General features: G+C 44.4%; 14 protein-coding genes. 3 read left to right on the plus strand and 11 right to left on the minus strand.

From position 1 onward, the window contains the following. Positions 1–37: 37 nt before the first annotated feature. Both ON006_RS31540 and ON006_RS31545 read right to left on the minus strand, forming a co-directional pair. Positions 38–220 carry a type II toxin-antitoxin system HicA family toxin gene (locus tag ON006_RS31540; RefSeq protein ID WP_244821890.1) on the minus strand — a complete coding sequence of 61 codons (183 nt, stop codon included), beginning with the start codon at positions 218–220 and terminating at the stop codon, positions 38–40. A gap of 70 nt (positions 221–290) precedes the next feature. Then, positions 291–1,421 (minus strand): MBL fold metallo-hydrolase, encoded by a 1,131-nt coding sequence (locus tag ON006_RS31545; protein ID WP_244821889.1) that lies wholly within the window; start codon positions 1,419–1,421, stop codon positions 291–293. Positions 1,422–1,526: 105 nt separating this feature from the next. Here ON006_RS31545 and ON006_RS31550 point away from each other — a divergent pair, with 105 nt between their 5' ends. Next, positions 1,527–3,401: a CocE/NonD family hydrolase gene (locus ON006_RS31550; RefSeq protein WP_244821888.1), complete on the plus strand. Its 1,875-nt coding sequence runs from the start codon at positions 1,527–1,529 to the stop codon at positions 3,399–3,401. Positions 3,402–3,433: 32 nt separating this feature from the next. Continuing rightward, positions 3,434–4,210: a ThuA domain-containing protein gene (locus ON006_RS31555; protein ID WP_244821887.1), complete on the plus strand. Its 777-nt coding sequence runs from the start codon at positions 3,434–3,436 to the stop codon at positions 4,208–4,210. A 160-nt stretch (positions 4,211–4,370) separates the two neighbouring features. On the opposite strand, the gene ON006_RS31560 is transcribed toward ON006_RS31555, so the two are convergent. Both ON006_RS31560 and ON006_RS31565 read right to left on the minus strand, forming a co-directional pair. Further along, positions 4,371–5,771 carry a purple acid phosphatase family protein gene (locus tag ON006_RS31560; protein ID WP_244821886.1) on the minus strand — a complete coding sequence of 467 codons (1,401 nt, stop codon included), beginning with the start codon at positions 5,769–5,771 and terminating at the stop codon, positions 4,371–4,373. 147 nt (positions 5,772–5,918) lie between these two features. Beyond that, positions 5,919–6,866 carry a hypothetical protein gene (locus tag ON006_RS31565; RefSeq protein WP_244821885.1) on the minus strand — a complete coding sequence of 316 codons (948 nt, stop codon included), beginning with the start codon at positions 6,864–6,866 and terminating at the stop codon, positions 5,919–5,921. 118 nt (positions 6,867–6,984) lie between these two features. On the opposite strand from ON006_RS31565, the gene ON006_RS31570 reads away from it, so the two are divergent. Further along, positions 6,985–9,180, plus strand: coding sequence for a B12-binding domain-containing radical SAM protein (locus ON006_RS31570; protein WP_244821884.1), 2,196 nt, complete (start codon positions 6,985–6,987; stop codon positions 9,178–9,180). Positions 9,181–9,203: 23 nt separating this feature from the next. Here the strand turns inward: ON006_RS31570 and nagA are convergent, their stop codons facing one another. From nagA to ON006_RS31605, 7 genes are all read right to left on the minus strand, one after another. Then, a complete protein-coding gene (gene nagA / locus ON006_RS31575) occupies positions 9,204–10,319 on the minus strand; it encodes an N-acetylglucosamine-6-phosphate deacetylase (protein WP_244821883.1) in 1,116 nt (371 codons plus the stop codon). Positions 10,320–10,379: 60 nt separating this feature from the next. Then, on the minus strand, positions 10,380–10,943 hold the full coding sequence (locus tag ON006_RS31580) for a pentapeptide repeat-containing protein (RefSeq protein WP_244821882.1): 564 nt from the start codon (positions 10,941–10,943) through the stop codon (positions 10,380–10,382). 27 nt (positions 10,944–10,970) lie between these two features. Continuing rightward, a complete protein-coding gene (gene trxA, locus ON006_RS31585) occupies positions 10,971–11,267 on the minus strand; it encodes a thioredoxin (protein ID WP_244821881.1) in 297 nt (98 codons plus the stop codon). A 103-nt stretch (positions 11,268–11,370) separates the two neighbouring features. Next, the gene (locus tag ON006_RS31590) at positions 11,371–12,420 is read right to left on the minus strand and encodes an acyltransferase family protein (protein ID WP_244821880.1); all 1,050 of its coding nucleotides are present in this window, start codon (positions 12,418–12,420) and stop codon (positions 11,371–11,373) included. A 46-nt stretch (positions 12,421–12,466) separates the two neighbouring features. Continuing rightward, the gene (locus ON006_RS31595) at positions 12,467–13,798 is read right to left on the minus strand and encodes a hypothetical protein (protein WP_244821879.1); all 1,332 of its coding nucleotides are present in this window, start codon (positions 13,796–13,798) and stop codon (positions 12,467–12,469) included. Next, on the minus strand, positions 13,795–14,676 hold the full coding sequence (locus tag ON006_RS31600) for a glycosyltransferase family 2 protein (RefSeq protein WP_244821878.1): 882 nt from the start codon (positions 14,674–14,676) through the stop codon (positions 13,795–13,797). The genes ON006_RS31595 and ON006_RS31600 overlap by 4 nt, the downstream gene beginning before the upstream one ends. 22 nt (positions 14,677–14,698) lie before the next feature. Further along, complete coding sequence (locus ON006_RS31605) at positions 14,699–15,652, minus strand: hypothetical protein (RefSeq protein WP_244821877.1); 954 nt, start codon at positions 15,650–15,652, stop codon at positions 14,699–14,701. Between the last annotated feature and the right edge of the window lie 3 nt (positions 15,653–15,655).

The following is a 15,655-nucleotide window of genomic DNA, read 5'->3' on the forward strand; positions in this document are numbered from 1 at the left end:
ACGTCGATTGAATCCCCGGCCTCTGCCAACTGGATTGTCATTTAAGCCCGGCCTGTTTCAAAATATTGTGCAAAGTCCCAGGTCTAACGTCTCCTTTGTGCATTGGAACTGTAACTTTCCCCGCCTTGGTAGGGTGCATTAGCTGCAAGTGACTTCCTTTTTGACTTTTCTTAAACCAACCATCATCTATAAGTAAACTGAGCAATTCTTTTGATGTCATTACTTGATTTCATAGTGTGTATTTCGTAAAGTAACAATTTTGTTACTTGTAATGCAAGTTGTTTTTACATTTACTCAACCTGCAAAGCCTCCGCCTTCCACCATTCCCCAAAAACCATATCCCCATTCAAATCCACTTTCTGGCCGATCATGGGGGTTACTAGTGGCATATTTTGCTTTTTGGCTTCGATGGTGGCTCTTTCGATGGGCTCGTTCCAGTCGTGGAGGGAAAGGGAGAATTTCGACCAGTGTACGGGCATTAGTTTGGCGGCGCGTAATTCTTTGGCTGCTGTTACGGTTTCTTCCGGCATCATGTGAATGTATTTCCAATATTCGTTATACTGTCCGCATTCGAGTAGCACGAGGTCGAATGGCCCGAACTGCTCTCCAATCTTTTTGAAATGATGATCATACCCGGAATCGCCGCCTACGAAGATCTTCTTACTTGGAGTTTGCAGCACGAACGAGACCCAAAGTGCCTTGTTCCGGCTAAAACCACGACCGGAAAAGTGACGCCCCGGCGTGAAATTGACTTTGAAACCATTCCCCAGATCAGCCTCTTCATTCCAGTCTTTTTCCAACAAAACAGCCGGATCATAGCCCCAAAGCTCGAAATGTTCGCCGGTACCGAGTCCGGTAACTACTTTTTTGACTTTGGATTTGAGTTTTAAGATCGTCTCATAATCCAAATGGTCGTAATGATCATGCGAGATCAGCAAGTAATCAATGTTTGGAAAATCTTCAACTTTGTACACGTCCGTACCTTTGAAACTCGGCGTTGTGAAACTGAGAGGCGAGGCACTTCCGCTGAAGACCGGATCGACCAGTATCGTTTTGCCGTCAATCTGCATGAAGTAGGACGAATGGCCAAACCATACCAGCACATCTTCATCGGGGTTTAAATGCAACAAATCAGTTTTTTGCGAAGGAATAGTAGCACCAGGGAGGTTGTGCTTGCTTTTGCCGAAGAAGAATTTCGTAATCACTTTGAAATAACTAGCACCTTCGGCCAGGTCAGGCGTAAAGCTTTCATTTTGAAACTGCCCGTCGCGATAGTTGGCCGATTTTTTAATTCTTTCCAGTCGGGCACCGGAGGGTTGTTTTCCAAATTGTGGTTGCTGCATAAACATGACCACGGCTAGTACCAGCAATGCCAGTAATATAAAAAATATCATAAAAGTCTTTTTGATTATTCGTTTCATTTATTTGAGTGAGGCAATTTCTCGGGAAGGTAAAAGTTTTAAGCACGCCAACCACTTTCTTCTGTATTTTTGGTGGGCATATTCTTCATCAAATAATTGTAAGTCATGAAAATAAGTTTCCTCTGTTGCCTTTTGCTGGTTACCTCATTCTTTTCTAATGCACAAAATACTACCGTCCAGGACACAAGCTGGGTTAGGAATAATTACAAAAAGACAGAACAATACATTACCATGCGGGATGGTGTAAAGCTTTTTACCGCCATTTACACACCGATTGATTCTTCACAAAGTTACCCGATCCTGATGCATCGGACGCCTTATTCGGTACGGCCATATGGGGCGAATAATTACCGCCGTAGCCTGGGGCCCAATGGTTATCTGATGCGTGAAAAGTACATTTTCGTTTATCAGGATGCGCGGGGCCGCTACAAAAGCGAAGGAAACTTCCGTGAAATGACTCCGGCCATTGATGTAAAAAAGAGTAACAAGGATGTCGACGAGTCCAGCGATACGTATGATACGATCGAGTGGTTGTTGAAAAATACCAAAAACAATGGCAATGTGGGCCAATCGGGGATTTCATTTCCAGGCTACTACTCTTCCGCCGGCTTGCCTGATGCGCACCCTGCATTGAAAGCAGTTTCACCGCAAGCCCCGATGTCCGACGAGTTCATTGGCGACGATTGCTACCACAACGGGGCATTCTTTTTAATGGATAATTTTGGTTTTTACAGTGGTTTTGATGGTCCGAAAAGTCAGGACGGGCAAAACTACCAAAGCCATTTCAATGTGAAATTCAATGACGCCTACCAATATTTTCTAGACTTTGGACCATTGAAAAAAGCGAATGCCGCTCCTTATTTTGCTGATGAAAATAGTATCTGGCGACAAACAGTGGCGCATCCGGTTTACGACGAATTCTGGCAATCGAGAAATATTAAAAACCATTTGAAAAACATCAAACCTGCTGTTTTGATAGTCGGAGGCTGGTTTGATGCGGAGGATCTTTATGGCGCATTGAAAACTTATGCGGCCATTGAAAAGCAAACGCCGGGTAACAACAACCGGCTGGTAATGGGACCCTGGACGCATGGGGGCTGGGCATCGCCGAGTTGGAAATCTTTTGCTCAGTACCAGTTTGGGGCTGATGTGAACAAGTATTTTCAGGAGGAAATTGAGACCAGATTTTTTAATTTTTACCTGAAAGGAAAAGGCACATTCGATCAGCCTGAGGTAACTGTGTTCGAAACGGGCTCTAATCAATGGAAAAATTATGATGTGTGGCCACCTAAAAACAGCCAGCCTACATCCTACTATTTTGATGCGAAGGGTAAGCTTTCGACAACCAAACCGACTGCTGCTAAAAGTGCGTCGGAATATGAAAGTGATCCGGCCAAACCAGTTCCTTATACCAATGTGATCGGCGGCAACCGTAACAATGAGTACATGGCCGAAGATCAGCGGTTTGCTGCCAGGCGTCCGGATGTTTTGACATTTCAGACAGATACATTGACCGACGATGTGACATTGACCGGCGAAATCATTGCGAATCTAATGGTTTCCACAACCGGTACGGATGCTGACTTTATCGTGAAAGTGATTGATGTGTGGCCTGCAGGAGCGACCTTGCCCGCGACTCAGGATGGTCAGCGGGCAATACAAATGGGCGGGTACCAGCAAATGGTGCGTGCCGAAGTGCTGCGTGGGAAATTCCGGAATAGCTTTTCTAAGCCAGAGCCCTTTATAAAAGATAAGATCGAGAAAGTGACAGTAAAGCTGAATGAAACAGCCCATACCTTCAAAAAAGGGCACCGGATAATGGTGCAGGTACAGAGCAGCTGGTTTCCGCTGGTGGACCGGAATCCGCAGAAGTTCGTCAATATCTTTGAAGCGAATGAATCGGATTTTCAAAAGTCCAGGATTACCATTCACCACGATTCTAAAAACAGCAGCAGCATACTTTTGCCGGTTCTGAAATGAGGCCGTAATGATTCCTAAATCTCCTAAATCCTATGAACAATGTGTTCGGGAAGCTTCCCGTTTATTTGATTGTTGTCTTTTTGTTTTTTTCTATTGATTCAAAAGGTCAGTCGAAACCATCAAAATTCAAGGTTCTGGCGATGGCGGAACCTGGTGGGCACCATATTGCGTATTCCAAAGCGGCCAGAGTATGGCTGGATTCGCTGGCTGGTAAAGAAAATTTTTCCATTGATTACATTGATAAGACAGATCCGATCAACGAGGCCTATCTTGCAAATTATCAGTTGATTATTCAGCTGGATTACGTTCCCTATGCCTGGAAACCGGAGGCTGTGGGGGCTTTTGAAAAATATATCAATGAAGGCAAAGGTGGCTGGATCGGTTTTCATCACGCGACATTGCTTGGAGAGTTTGACGGATACAAGATCTGGCCCTGGTTTTCGGATTTTATGGGCGGAATCAGGTACAAGAACTACATTGCCGATTTTGCTGCGGCGACAGTCAACGTTGAAAACAAAAAGCATCCGGTTATGAAAGGTGTTCCCGCTTCATTTTTGGTCAAAAAAGAGGAATGGTACATCTACGATAAGAGCCCGAGGCCGAATGTAAATGTGATCGCGAGTGTGGACGAATCGACTTACTCGCCCGACTCGAAGATCAAAATGGGCGACCATCCGGTGATCTGGTCCAATCCCAAAATGAAGGCGAGAAATATCTACATTTTTATGGGACATTCGCCTGTGCTGTTCGAAAGCGCAGACTACAAAACCATTTTCAAAAACGCTATTCTTTGGGCCTCGAAGAAATAATCTGAAAAATGCTACACAAAATTTTAGCGCTGGTACGGATCATTTCGGTCCAGCACACTGGCTTTGAGATTTAATGTAGGCGCGAATGAACATTCAACAGATGATGGGATAGCTCCGAGACTTGGCAAGTCTGGCAGACTTACCAAGTCTTGTTTTATTTTTACTTAATACCCTTCCGCTTTTTATATTCCTGGTAGCGCTCGTTATACTCTTTCAGCTCGGCTTCTTTGAAGCTTTTCTGGTAACGCTCAGGCAATTCCAGTCTTTCCTGCATTTTCAGAGCTGTGGAAAGCTCAACTAATGTGTTACTTCCCGCTTTGTCTTTATTCAGGTCAAAAGCGTCGTAAAGATCACCATTCACTGTAAAAGCCTTGAAAGACAGTTTGTTCTGCTCAACCGTGATCACCTGATAAAGCTGCGTATTGGAAGCGGCCCTGTCCATCCAGTTTTGTAAACCGATGTCATACTGTTTTGGACCACTCACCGACACTACATATATAGGGCCATCCGGTTTCTTGCGACTCTGCCCCACAGGCATATTGATGCCTCTGCCGTAAGTGTGATCGTGGCCTTGCAACACAATGTCAACTTTGTGTTTTCTGTAAAGTGGTTCCATTTTATCGCGCCACTCATCATTGTCACGTCCTTTTTTGGTTGAAAAAATCGGGTGGTGATGAACAACGATGGTCCAGCGGTTCGGGTTTTCTTTCACAACCTGCTCAAACCAATCTGCCTGTTTATCAAGTTCTTTGCGACCAATGGTTGCTTCTTCTGAGTTAAGAAAAATAAATCTGCTTCCTTGATAATCAATGTAGTAGGCGGTTTCCTGTAAGCCGTCCGGGCCGTTTTCCGGTAATGCAAATTGTGGCCGCCAGTGTTTCGAAACCTTCTCTTTTTTATCTGTATCTGTAAAATATTCGTGGTTACCAGGCGCTGCCAAATTCGGTACCATACCATTGATCCAGCCACCGGCTTCAAACCATTCGCCCCATTCATAATCACTATTGGAACGGTTGATCAGGTCCCCGGCATGAATAAGGAAATTGGCCTTCGGAATATTCGAGTAAGCGCCACGTACTACCCGTGACCACATCGAGCGAATATCATTTTGAGCATCGCCAAAATAAACAAAGGAAAGCGGTTCTGGCTTATCAGAAGCGGTTTTAAAATGAAACCATTCGCTCCATTGCTTGCCATTTCCAACACGGTAGGCATACTGCGTGGCTGGTTTAAGATCTGTAAAATTCACTTCATGGTAGAGGACAGTTTTGCCATCTAAAATCGTAGGTTGGGTCAATGCCTTTACTATTTTCGCATGTGGTTGAAAATCCGGCGAGGGATCAGCTTCCGAAATCGCTGCAACGGCATTGGTAACTGTAGAATCGGTACGCCAGTTAACGGCCTGTGAAATGGCAGGGTTGCCTTTGTAACCCAGTATGATGCGGTCGGGAAAAACTGACGCAGGATAAGTCTTATTCTCTTGTGAATAAGCTAAACAGCAGGATAATAGTAGAATAAGCGTAAAAAACGATTTGAAATATAGTTGGGTAAGGTGCCGCATAAAGATTTGTTATTTTTCCGATAACAATAATACCTCATTTGAAATCAAACAGGCTAGCAGCGTCGCTCAATTCATATTTTCATAACATACTTCTTATTGGCTTTTTCCAAATACGAGAGGATGGCAGGAAGGGAAGGGCAGTCAATTTCAATTTTCATTCGGGCCTGAAAAATCCGGAACCGCATTAAGTTCTTCGTTCTCCATCAATGCCGGTTTGATCAATGTGAGCATCAGAATTGCCAATCCTATAATAAATGATCCGAACATCCATGCGAGTTTGTGTCCGTCGCGTTTTTCGTAAGGTTCGAAAACTGGTTCAAGCACCATTACATCGTTTTTTACATTAGCCCTGGTTGCAAACTGGATTGCTGTGCGGAAGTTTTCCCTGTCCACAGATGCAGGTTTGCATTCGAAATGATCTAGTTTGTGGTAATCATACTTTTCCATTTTGGTCACACACTCTTTGAAAAAGGCCTGATACTTTCTTTCCTTCTTCGCATTGCTACCCAAATTGCTGATTCTTTTGTGAAATTTTACTCCGTACCAATATGCGGGAGTGGTAACGATGTGCTGTGTTTTATGCGTTAAAATAGGATTAACAAAGTAAATGGTAATGTTAAGATCCGAGTTCCACTTGCCCGAGACCCTGAAATGAGTTTGTACACCGCCAATAAACTTGTGCACAGCAAAATCGGTAATGCGGTAGTATCTTACTCGGTCATGTTTTTGAATTTCCTTGACATTTTTAACGGTCAGTAGCTTTCCGGTCGTGGTGGTGAGATAGTGCTGGGAGAAAATAAGCATAATTCCCATGGCGAACCATATGATGAGCTGAAAGGAAAAGCGCCTTTTTTCAATGTCTTTTTTGAATGTAAGAAATTTGAACTTGTGCCCGAACCAGAAGTAATTGGGAATCCACGGGAAAATGACCGGTATCCAGAAATTCCAGACCTCTTCCTTGATTTCGAGGATCGGATATTCGAGAAAGAAAAACCACCGGATAAATCCCAATATCAGTACCGAGCCAAATGATATGACCACGAAATCGGGAATGATATACCGTAATTTGAAAATGTAAGTTTTGCTGATGTTCATTCACTGACTGCTAACGATTTCAAAAAGCGTTCGGAGTATTATATCTCCTGTTGCGCGAACATAGATCGGGTTTGAAATTCCAAAACCCCTAACTTTGCGATGAAGAAAATCAGCATCTGTGAAGAAGACATTATTCATAACCCCGCCATTTACCCAGCTTAATACGCCTTATCCCGCCACTGCTTACCTGAAAGGATTTCTGAACACTTTGGGAAGGAAGTCGTATCAGGCCGATCTGGGTATTGATGTGATCCTTGAATTGTTCTCTTCGCAAGGTCTAAAAAAGCTGTTTTCAGACCTGGACGCTTCTGACATTGAACTGAGTGACAATAGTTTCCGGATTTATTCGCTCAAAGATGATTATATCAGTACCATTGATCCCGTCATCCGTTTTCTTAAAAATATAAATCCTACACTAGCTCACAGCATTTGTGATCGAAGCTATCTGCCTGAAGCCAGTAGGTTTCAGCAGCTGGAAGACATGGACTGGGCTTTCGGAACCATGGGAATTCATGATAAAGCGCGTCACCTGGCTACATTATATCTGGAAGATCTCGGAGATTTGATTCAGGAAGCAGTCGATCCGCATTTTGGGTTTAGCCGCTATGCTGAGCGTTTGGGAAGGTCGGCGACCAGTTTCGATGAAATGGAACAGGCGCTGGAAATGCCGGATACGCTTTTGTCAGACACATTGAAGAAAGTATTGGAACAAAAAATTCAGAAATACGCCCCTGATATTGTCTGCATTTCGGTCCCGTTTCCTGGTAATCTGTATGGTGGCTTCAAATGCGGTCAGTACCTGAAAGCGCATTATCCTGAGATCAAAATAGTAATGGGTGGCGGTTTTGCTAATACCGAACTTCGCTCATTGAAAGAACCGAGGGTTTTCAATTACATTGATTTTGTTTGCCTGGACGATGGCGAAGCGCCTTTGCTGTCGCTTTTGGAATATCTGGACGGAGAAAGGTCACTTTCGATGCTGAAAAGGGTTTATTCGCTGGTCGATGGTGAAGTAATTTACCACAATGGTGCGAAGGAAAAGGATGTTCCGCAGCGTGATACCGGCACGCCCGATTACAGCGATCTGCCATTGCATGATTATTTGTCCGTCATTGAAATCGTCAATCCAATGCACCGCCTTTGGAGTGATGGGCGATGGAACAAGCTGACGCTGGCGCACGGCTGTTATTGGGGTAAATGCTCGTTTTGCGACATTTCCCTTGACTATATCCGTCGCTACGAACCTATGACGGCGGCGTTGTTATGTGACAGGATTGAAGAAATCATTGCACAAACCCAGCAGAATGGGTTTCATTTTGTTGATGAAGCGGCACCACCTGCCTTATTGAGGGACTTGGCATTGGAAATCATACGGCGCAAAATCACGGTAGTTTGGTGGACCAATATCCGTTTCGAGAAGAATTTTACGCCTGATCTTTGCCTGCTGCTGAAAGCTTCCGGATGCATTGCGATTTCCGGCGGCCTGGAAGTAGCTTCGGACCGGTTGCTGGAAAGAATGAAAAAGGGAGTTACTGTTGCTCAGGTGGCCCGGGTAGCGGATGCATTTACGCAGGCAGGTATCATGGTGCACGCCTACCTGATGTATGGCTTTCCGACGCAAACTGCTCACGAAACGATTGACGCATTGGAAATGGTGCGGCAGCTTTTTCAGGTCGGGATAGTCCAATCGGGGTTCTGGCATCGGTTTGCGATGACTGCCCACAGCCCGGTCGGTTTATACCCGGAAGAGTTTGATGTCATGCGTTTAGGCCCGAATACGGGCAAATTTGCGAATAATGATCTTGAACACCAGGATCCGCTCGGTGCTGATCACGACCGGTTCGCAGAGGGGTTGAGGAAATCATTGTTCAATTATATGCATGGGGTTTGCCTGGATTTTCCGCTTTCCAGGTGGTTTGATTTCAAGGTGCCTACGACTTCTGTTTCTCCCAAATACATTGAAAGAAGCATTAGCGAACCTGCTGATTCCAATGTACGTCCCAATGCGATTGTAACCTGGCTTGGCAGCGTTCCGGAACTATCTGTATTTGAAGAGCAGCGCGGTAAAAAAGTACTGGAAGTGGGGGAGCTCGTTTTTTTTAACAAAAAGAAAGAATGGGCGGTCGAAACGAATGTGCCGGTAGGAGAGTGGCTCGTGGAAATACTCCCTGATCTGCTGATCTCGAATCCCGAACCATATTCATTGGAACAACTGAAAAATGACTTCGAAACTGCCGGTTTGGGCAGTTTTGAGGCATTCAGCAAATCTGCTACCTGGGTACAGCTGAGGGAGAGCGGTATGCTCGTGCTATAATCTAGGCCCGTATTGCCCAGGGCTTAAGCCCTGGGTGACAGGACATGGAACAAGTCCAGGTTATCGTCAAAAGTTGTGAACGTGGCGGGATAGCCGATGGCAATGCTTCCGATCTTGTCATTCAAACCTAATGCTGTCGCGGGTCGGATGGTTGCCATTTCAATTGCTTCCTGCAAAGGGATATCTACGTGCTGAACAGCATTGCGAACTGCATCTCCGAGTGAGATCGTTGCGCCTGCCAAATTTCCATCTGAATTGGTATAACGACCATTTTTAAGGTAAGCATCAAATTCACCCCATTTGAATTCAGTTACTTTTTCTCCTAAGAATAGTGCATCGGAGATCAGGAAAAGCTTGTCTTTTTTGATCTTATAAGCCACACTTGCTGCTCCAAAATCGCAATGTACGCCGTCAATGATGATAGGGGCATACACTGATTCCGTGTCAAAAGTAGCGCCTACCAGGCCGGGCTGCCGGTGCCCGAACGCTGACATGGCATTATATAAATGGGTAACCAGCTGAATTCCTTTTCCAAATGCGCTGGTGGCTTCCTCATAGGTAGCATTGGAATGACCTGCGGAAACGGTGATACCGGATTCCAGCAACATAGCCAGCTGGTCGTCCGTGAACATTTCAGGTGCAATGGTGATCAGCCTGATCACGCCTTTCCCATATTTGATGATTTCAGCAAGTTCCTCGTTGCCAGGCTTTCGTACATATTCCGAAAGATGAGCGCCGCGTTTGATCGGGTTCAGAAATGGTCCTTCCAAATGCATACCAAGAACACCGGATGCAGGATTTTTGGAAATATAGCTACGAGTGGCTTCTATCCCCTTTAAAATATTTTCCCGTGGAGATGTGATCAGGGTTGGAAGCACGTAGGCGGCGCCGGTATTCAGGCTGGCCTGGTATATGTCATCAATCGTTTCTTCGTCGGCTCTCTCGGTAAAATAATATTTTTCACCGCCGTTAATGTGACTGTCGAAAAGCCCGGGGGCGAGATTGGCAACTTTTGTAATTCCGGGATCGGGTTTCGCGTTCTCCATTCCGGCAATTTTACCATCCTGGATTGTGATTAATTGATTTTCAAGAACTTCTATGCCTGTAAAAACCCTTTCCGCGAATAGTTGAATTGACATGATCCCGTTTATAAAATTTAACTCCGCCAAGAAACAAAAAAAGGGAAGCCAGACAAAATTCTATTTGATAATTATGTCAAATTTGGTCAAAAGCCCGGCCAGATCGGAAGAGAGGAATTTCGCTTTCCTGATACTGTTGGCGGTGGGATCAATGGTGAAGTTCTTACTGGTACTGAAATCAACGCCCTGCAAATTGGTATTAAAAAAAACCGCATCCCAGAAATCGCAGTTATGCACTTTGCATTTGGAAAGATCGGCCTGGGTGAAGTCGGCACCATGAATTTTGCAGTTATTGAATGCTGATTTATTCAGTTTTTTTCGGTCGAAAATGGCGTAGTCGAGAATGCAACTTTCAAAATTAGCGGCGAAGGCAAACTCTTTACTTTCGAAAAAGTTGGCTCCCGTCAATTTACAATTGATGAATGCAATGTCTGAAATCTTGCAATTTTTAACATTGACGTTACTCATATTGCAGTCCTGGAAAATGCAATCGATGAAATCAATTCCTGAAAGATCCGAGAAAGTGCAGTTTACAAATTTGTATTGTTCATAACTGCCTTGATCAGGTTGTCCAAGGCTAAAATCAAGGTTACTAACTACTTCCAGGCTGTTGTTTCGGATCATTACTGTTGAAAATTGCTTCGGAGACTCTTAGATGTATTTTTTAATGACTGATTTCAATTGGTCTGCCTGTACCACTCCGGATTGCCGCCACATTGGTTTGCCATGTTTGAAAACAATCAGAGTCGGCACGCCCTGAATTTTGTAAGCATTCGCAGCAGATTGATTTTTATCCACATCTACTTTGATAATGGTCGCGCTGTCGCCCAGGTCGGCTTTCACTTGTTCCAAAATGGGTTTCATCATTTTACAGGGGCCGCACCATTCCGCTGAAAAGTCTACCAGGACCGGTTTGTTGCTGTTGATGAGTTCTGAGAATGTTGCCATGATTTCAAATATCTGTTTATGTAGTAACCAACCTGAGCGGCGAAAGGTTTGCAGCTTGTGGATGAATTTAACGAGATAAAGACCATGCCACATTAGGGTAATGTCAGTTCAGTCGGGTTTTCAAAAATTTACCAAACCGCTTCTCCACCCATTCATATGTGAAATGCGAGTACAGGATCGTCAGCGCTATGGACAAGGCCAGCGAAAGTCCGAACATCCATTCATTTTCCGGAGATTTCAATGCGCGAAAAAGAACCACATTGACAAAGATCAGCACAATGGCGTGGTTCAGGTAGATAGAATAAGAGATTTTACCCAGATATTGAAAAGGCTTACTCGAAAGCAGCTGCGTCACTATGCCCGTCGAACTGCTGAAAATAATGATGCCTAATGCAAAAATGAAGGGGAAAACCAGTTTCCAAAGGTTTAGGTCCAAATGGTGGACGCAGTACATGGACAGCACGAGAAACAGCAAAAAGGGAATTTCGAATGCAGAAAGATGAAAGCTTTTTTTACTGAGCAAGAGATGTGTAAATATTCCCAAACAGAAACTCAGCAGCGCACGGACGAAACCATAGTCATATGCGAGTAGGTACTCGCCCCGCGAATAGATGAAAACCGCGGAAAGAATGGTGATTAAAATGAATACGAAATATTTGAACCGGGGCAGTAGCAACAGGACCAACCCAAAAACCAGGTAAGAAATCATTTCTGCTGAAATGGACCAGGAAGGATAATTATTGCTGATCCACGCGCCAAAAACGGTACTGGAACCCATAAAAGTGAGGGTATCAAAAGCTGTAAAAAAGTAATAGCTCAGTCCCAGACTTCCGACATTTTTCAAAGGGCTCTGTTCTCCGAGCAAGTTGGCGATTATAAAAACCACTTCGGTGTAAAAAAGGAGAGGATACAGGCGAATGAAGCGCTTTTTAAGGAATGTAAAAAAATCCCTGGGAGTGTGAATGCGATTGACATAATTCAATGCGATCACAAAGCCGCTCAGAACGAAAAAAAAGTCAACGAAAAGGCTGGCGTTGATGACAAAGAAATTGTTATAGAAGACCGACTCCTTAAATGCATTATGGTGGTGGGCGATAACGAGAACTGCAAAAATGCCCCTTAATCCATCCAGTTGTTCAACTCGGTCTTTCATGCGTGTGGTTGGAGCTCCTGAATCAACAGATCAAGGATGCTGTATTTTAAGACGTTACGGTTGTCAACGTATTATTAGGAACAGGTTTACGGATATTATCCAGATAGCGGATTCCCAGGAAGCGGATCATGACGGAATAAGGGAACCAGAAAGCGATATCGTATGGCCTTCCGCCGGTAACCAGCAAAACCATCATTGACAAAAAGAAATAGGCAAGGAATGTAGTGAGTGGATTGGTATATCTTTTGACTTCCCGGATTGCGAAAATGAACAGGAAAAAGTTGAAACTCGCAAAAAATACAAACCCGAATATCCCATGGTTAACCCACGATTCGAGAATAGGGACGTCCAGGTACTCATTTTTATACCCTCTACCCAAAAATACTTCCCAGGAGAATAGTGTTTCAAGGAATTCGCCAAAACCACTTACGCGGCCCATCGCGGAGGCATCGACATCGGCGGTATCCGAAAGTTTTACCCCGGTAGAGGTAAAGATTACATCCAGAATCCGGTTCTCAAAAATATCCCAATAGCCTAGTAAGAGGTTCAGGATATCGCCGTACCGGCTGAGGAAATAGTTGATACCGACTAATATCAATATGATAAACAGCATATTACGGAACTTGAATGCATTCCGGATTGCCGTAGTGATATTGGAGAATTTGAACTGAAAGAGAAAGTAAGCGCCGATCATGATACCGACACCCAGATAGCTGGATTTGGCAAGTGAAAGCACGAGTACTCCCAGACCAAAAAGAATGGAAAAGAACAGAAATATTTTGGTCAATATACCTGGCGTCCGGCTGAGCATTACAAATGCGGATACCATGCAAATGACGCCATTACGGGCAGTAATGTGCGGATTTCCTCCCGGCTGGGCTCCTTCGTTCGCAAAACTCACCGCCGCACGCATACCGGGCGTCCAGTTAGGGTCAGTAAGGAGCGAGTAGACGAGCGTGATATTGGTAAAAAAGGAGAAGAGAAATAGTACCATAATAAGCGTATCCTTGACGTCATTCGGAACGTGAAGCAGCAGGGCTATAAAGCCGAATGTGAAGACAAAGTTGCCAATGTCCGCCACTGATTTACCCACTGAATTCATGAAAAAGAAATAATACAAGGTCAGTGCGAGAAAGCCTATTCCGAGATTCAATAGAATAACATTGGGCTTATATAGACGCTTGAAAATGGTTGGCGGTACCATCAGCAAAAGTGCCAGCGAAAAGAAAATAGCTGTAAAAACACTGCTGGCTGGTCCTACACCCAGGGTATCGCGGATAAAAAATATCAGAGGGAATCCGTTGAACATCATCGCGATGCCCACTGAGTACCTGAGATAGTTAAAATTTGTGGCTACATTAAGTAAACTCCAATTCATCTGGATAATCTGAAACTAATGTATTTTATATCCAATCGCAGGACGAAGTAAGATATTTTGCGAATCCGGCACCAAAGATACCTCATTTTGTTGAGAGCAGAGGAACTGTTCGTTGAAATGTACAATTTTTGTATTTTCGAATGTTCCTCTTTTCCCACCGATGCAATGGTTGACGACTTAGCGTCAGCATGAACCCGCAACGCTCCACCCAGTCCGTCGATTTTGCGTATCGAGGTAGTTGCATGAGAAGTGTACCTGGTTATAAACTCATAATCGAATGCAAACCGGTAGCTTTCGTCAAATGTTCCGTATTGCCGGATCAGCGATCGTTTGAAAAACAAGGACTGATTATGAATTTGCATACCTTCCAAAATCTGGCAGGTAAAACTGTATGACGTCGTTTTCAAAATCTCCGTCACCTCATCGTCGGTCGTGATCATGTACAGATCACCGTATAGGATGTCAGACTGGTATTTTAAAGCTGCCTCTCCAAAACGACTGAAAGTGCCCGGAAAATATACATCGTCTGAATTTTGGAAGGTAATGTAGTCCCCGGTTGCGCGTTCAAGCGCCTTATTGATGGCATGAACCTGGCCGCGGTCCTTCTCGGAAACCCACCAGGAAAGGTACTTTTCATATTTTTTGATCACCTCAACACTTTCGTCAGTGGAACCACCGTCGACAATAATGTATTCCAGGTTGGGGTAATTTTGATTTAAAACGCTGAGTATAGTGCGTTCAAGATAGGCCGCCTGGTTGTATGAAGGTGTGATAACCGTCAGCTTCGGATATTTTGAAGCCCCGCCCTGGTGTGTGTTGGTTTTTAAGCCTGATATAAAATTCCGCAGGTCCTGCGTGCTTTGTTCAAGGAAATGCATAGAATCCTTTTTCCGCTGTAAATTAAAACTGATCGATATAGACGGTTAAAGCTTTTAGCTTATCCGCAAGTTTATTTCTTAAAATCCTGTTTTTCTTGATGTCTGCCGGTTTTCCATAGCCAGGCACGCCGTCTGTCTGCGCGTATGCAGGAAGATTTTTTAGTGATCTTTTATAGTCCGAGTACAATGCTTTCAATGCGTTACTCTTTTGCAAAAGGCCTGCGTGATTGGACCAAATCGGATCAAAATGATCGAGTCCGGCAAAGTCGACTGAAATTAATGGTTGATTATCAATTGTAAAACCATCTTTTTCAGAAACCAGGTTTCTGTTTAACACTGCATGAAGTCCGTAATGCCAGCCCGGATGTTGGGCGTGAATTGTATCCGGCACCCAAACCGGAATGTAATTCAGCCAAAGCTGATCGGTGTTCATGCCATTGCACAGGTCAAATTTGGCCCTGTCAATGGTCCTTTCGCCCCACCATTGCAATGTTTGAATGGTCAATGGACCCGATTTCAAAACCCAGCTTCCCGAATGGAACATACCTACATTAAGGATCCTTTTATCATCCAAAATATCGGATGGGGCCAGCGGCTTGTTAATGTTGGGGGTTAGGAGAATATCGGCACCGGTATTTGCAACGTCTTCCATGGATTGCGTAAGCAGAACAGTCGGCGCTAGAAAAGTAATGCGTTCGCATTCCGGGTTCTTCTTTAATATTTCCAATGCAAACCACGGACGGCAAGCCGGAAGCAATTCAAAATGATAGTATCGGGCTTCCATGTTTTTGAATTGCGGGATGTTGATTTGAGCGACATCGAGCAATTTGATGTGTGATGGAAGATTGTTCAGCGGTAGTGTGTCAACCCAGCAAAGGTAAAAAGTATCATTGGGTTGGTGGCGTAACGCGGAGTCTGCCAGAACCAGCGCGTGGTTTAGGTTTGTCCGGTTACATACTGTATATATAATATTCATGTA

This window comes from Dyadobacter pollutisoli (assembly GCF_026625565.1).
GTDB lineage: Bacteria > Bacteroidota > Bacteroidia > Cytophagales > Spirosomataceae > Dyadobacter > Dyadobacter pollutisoli.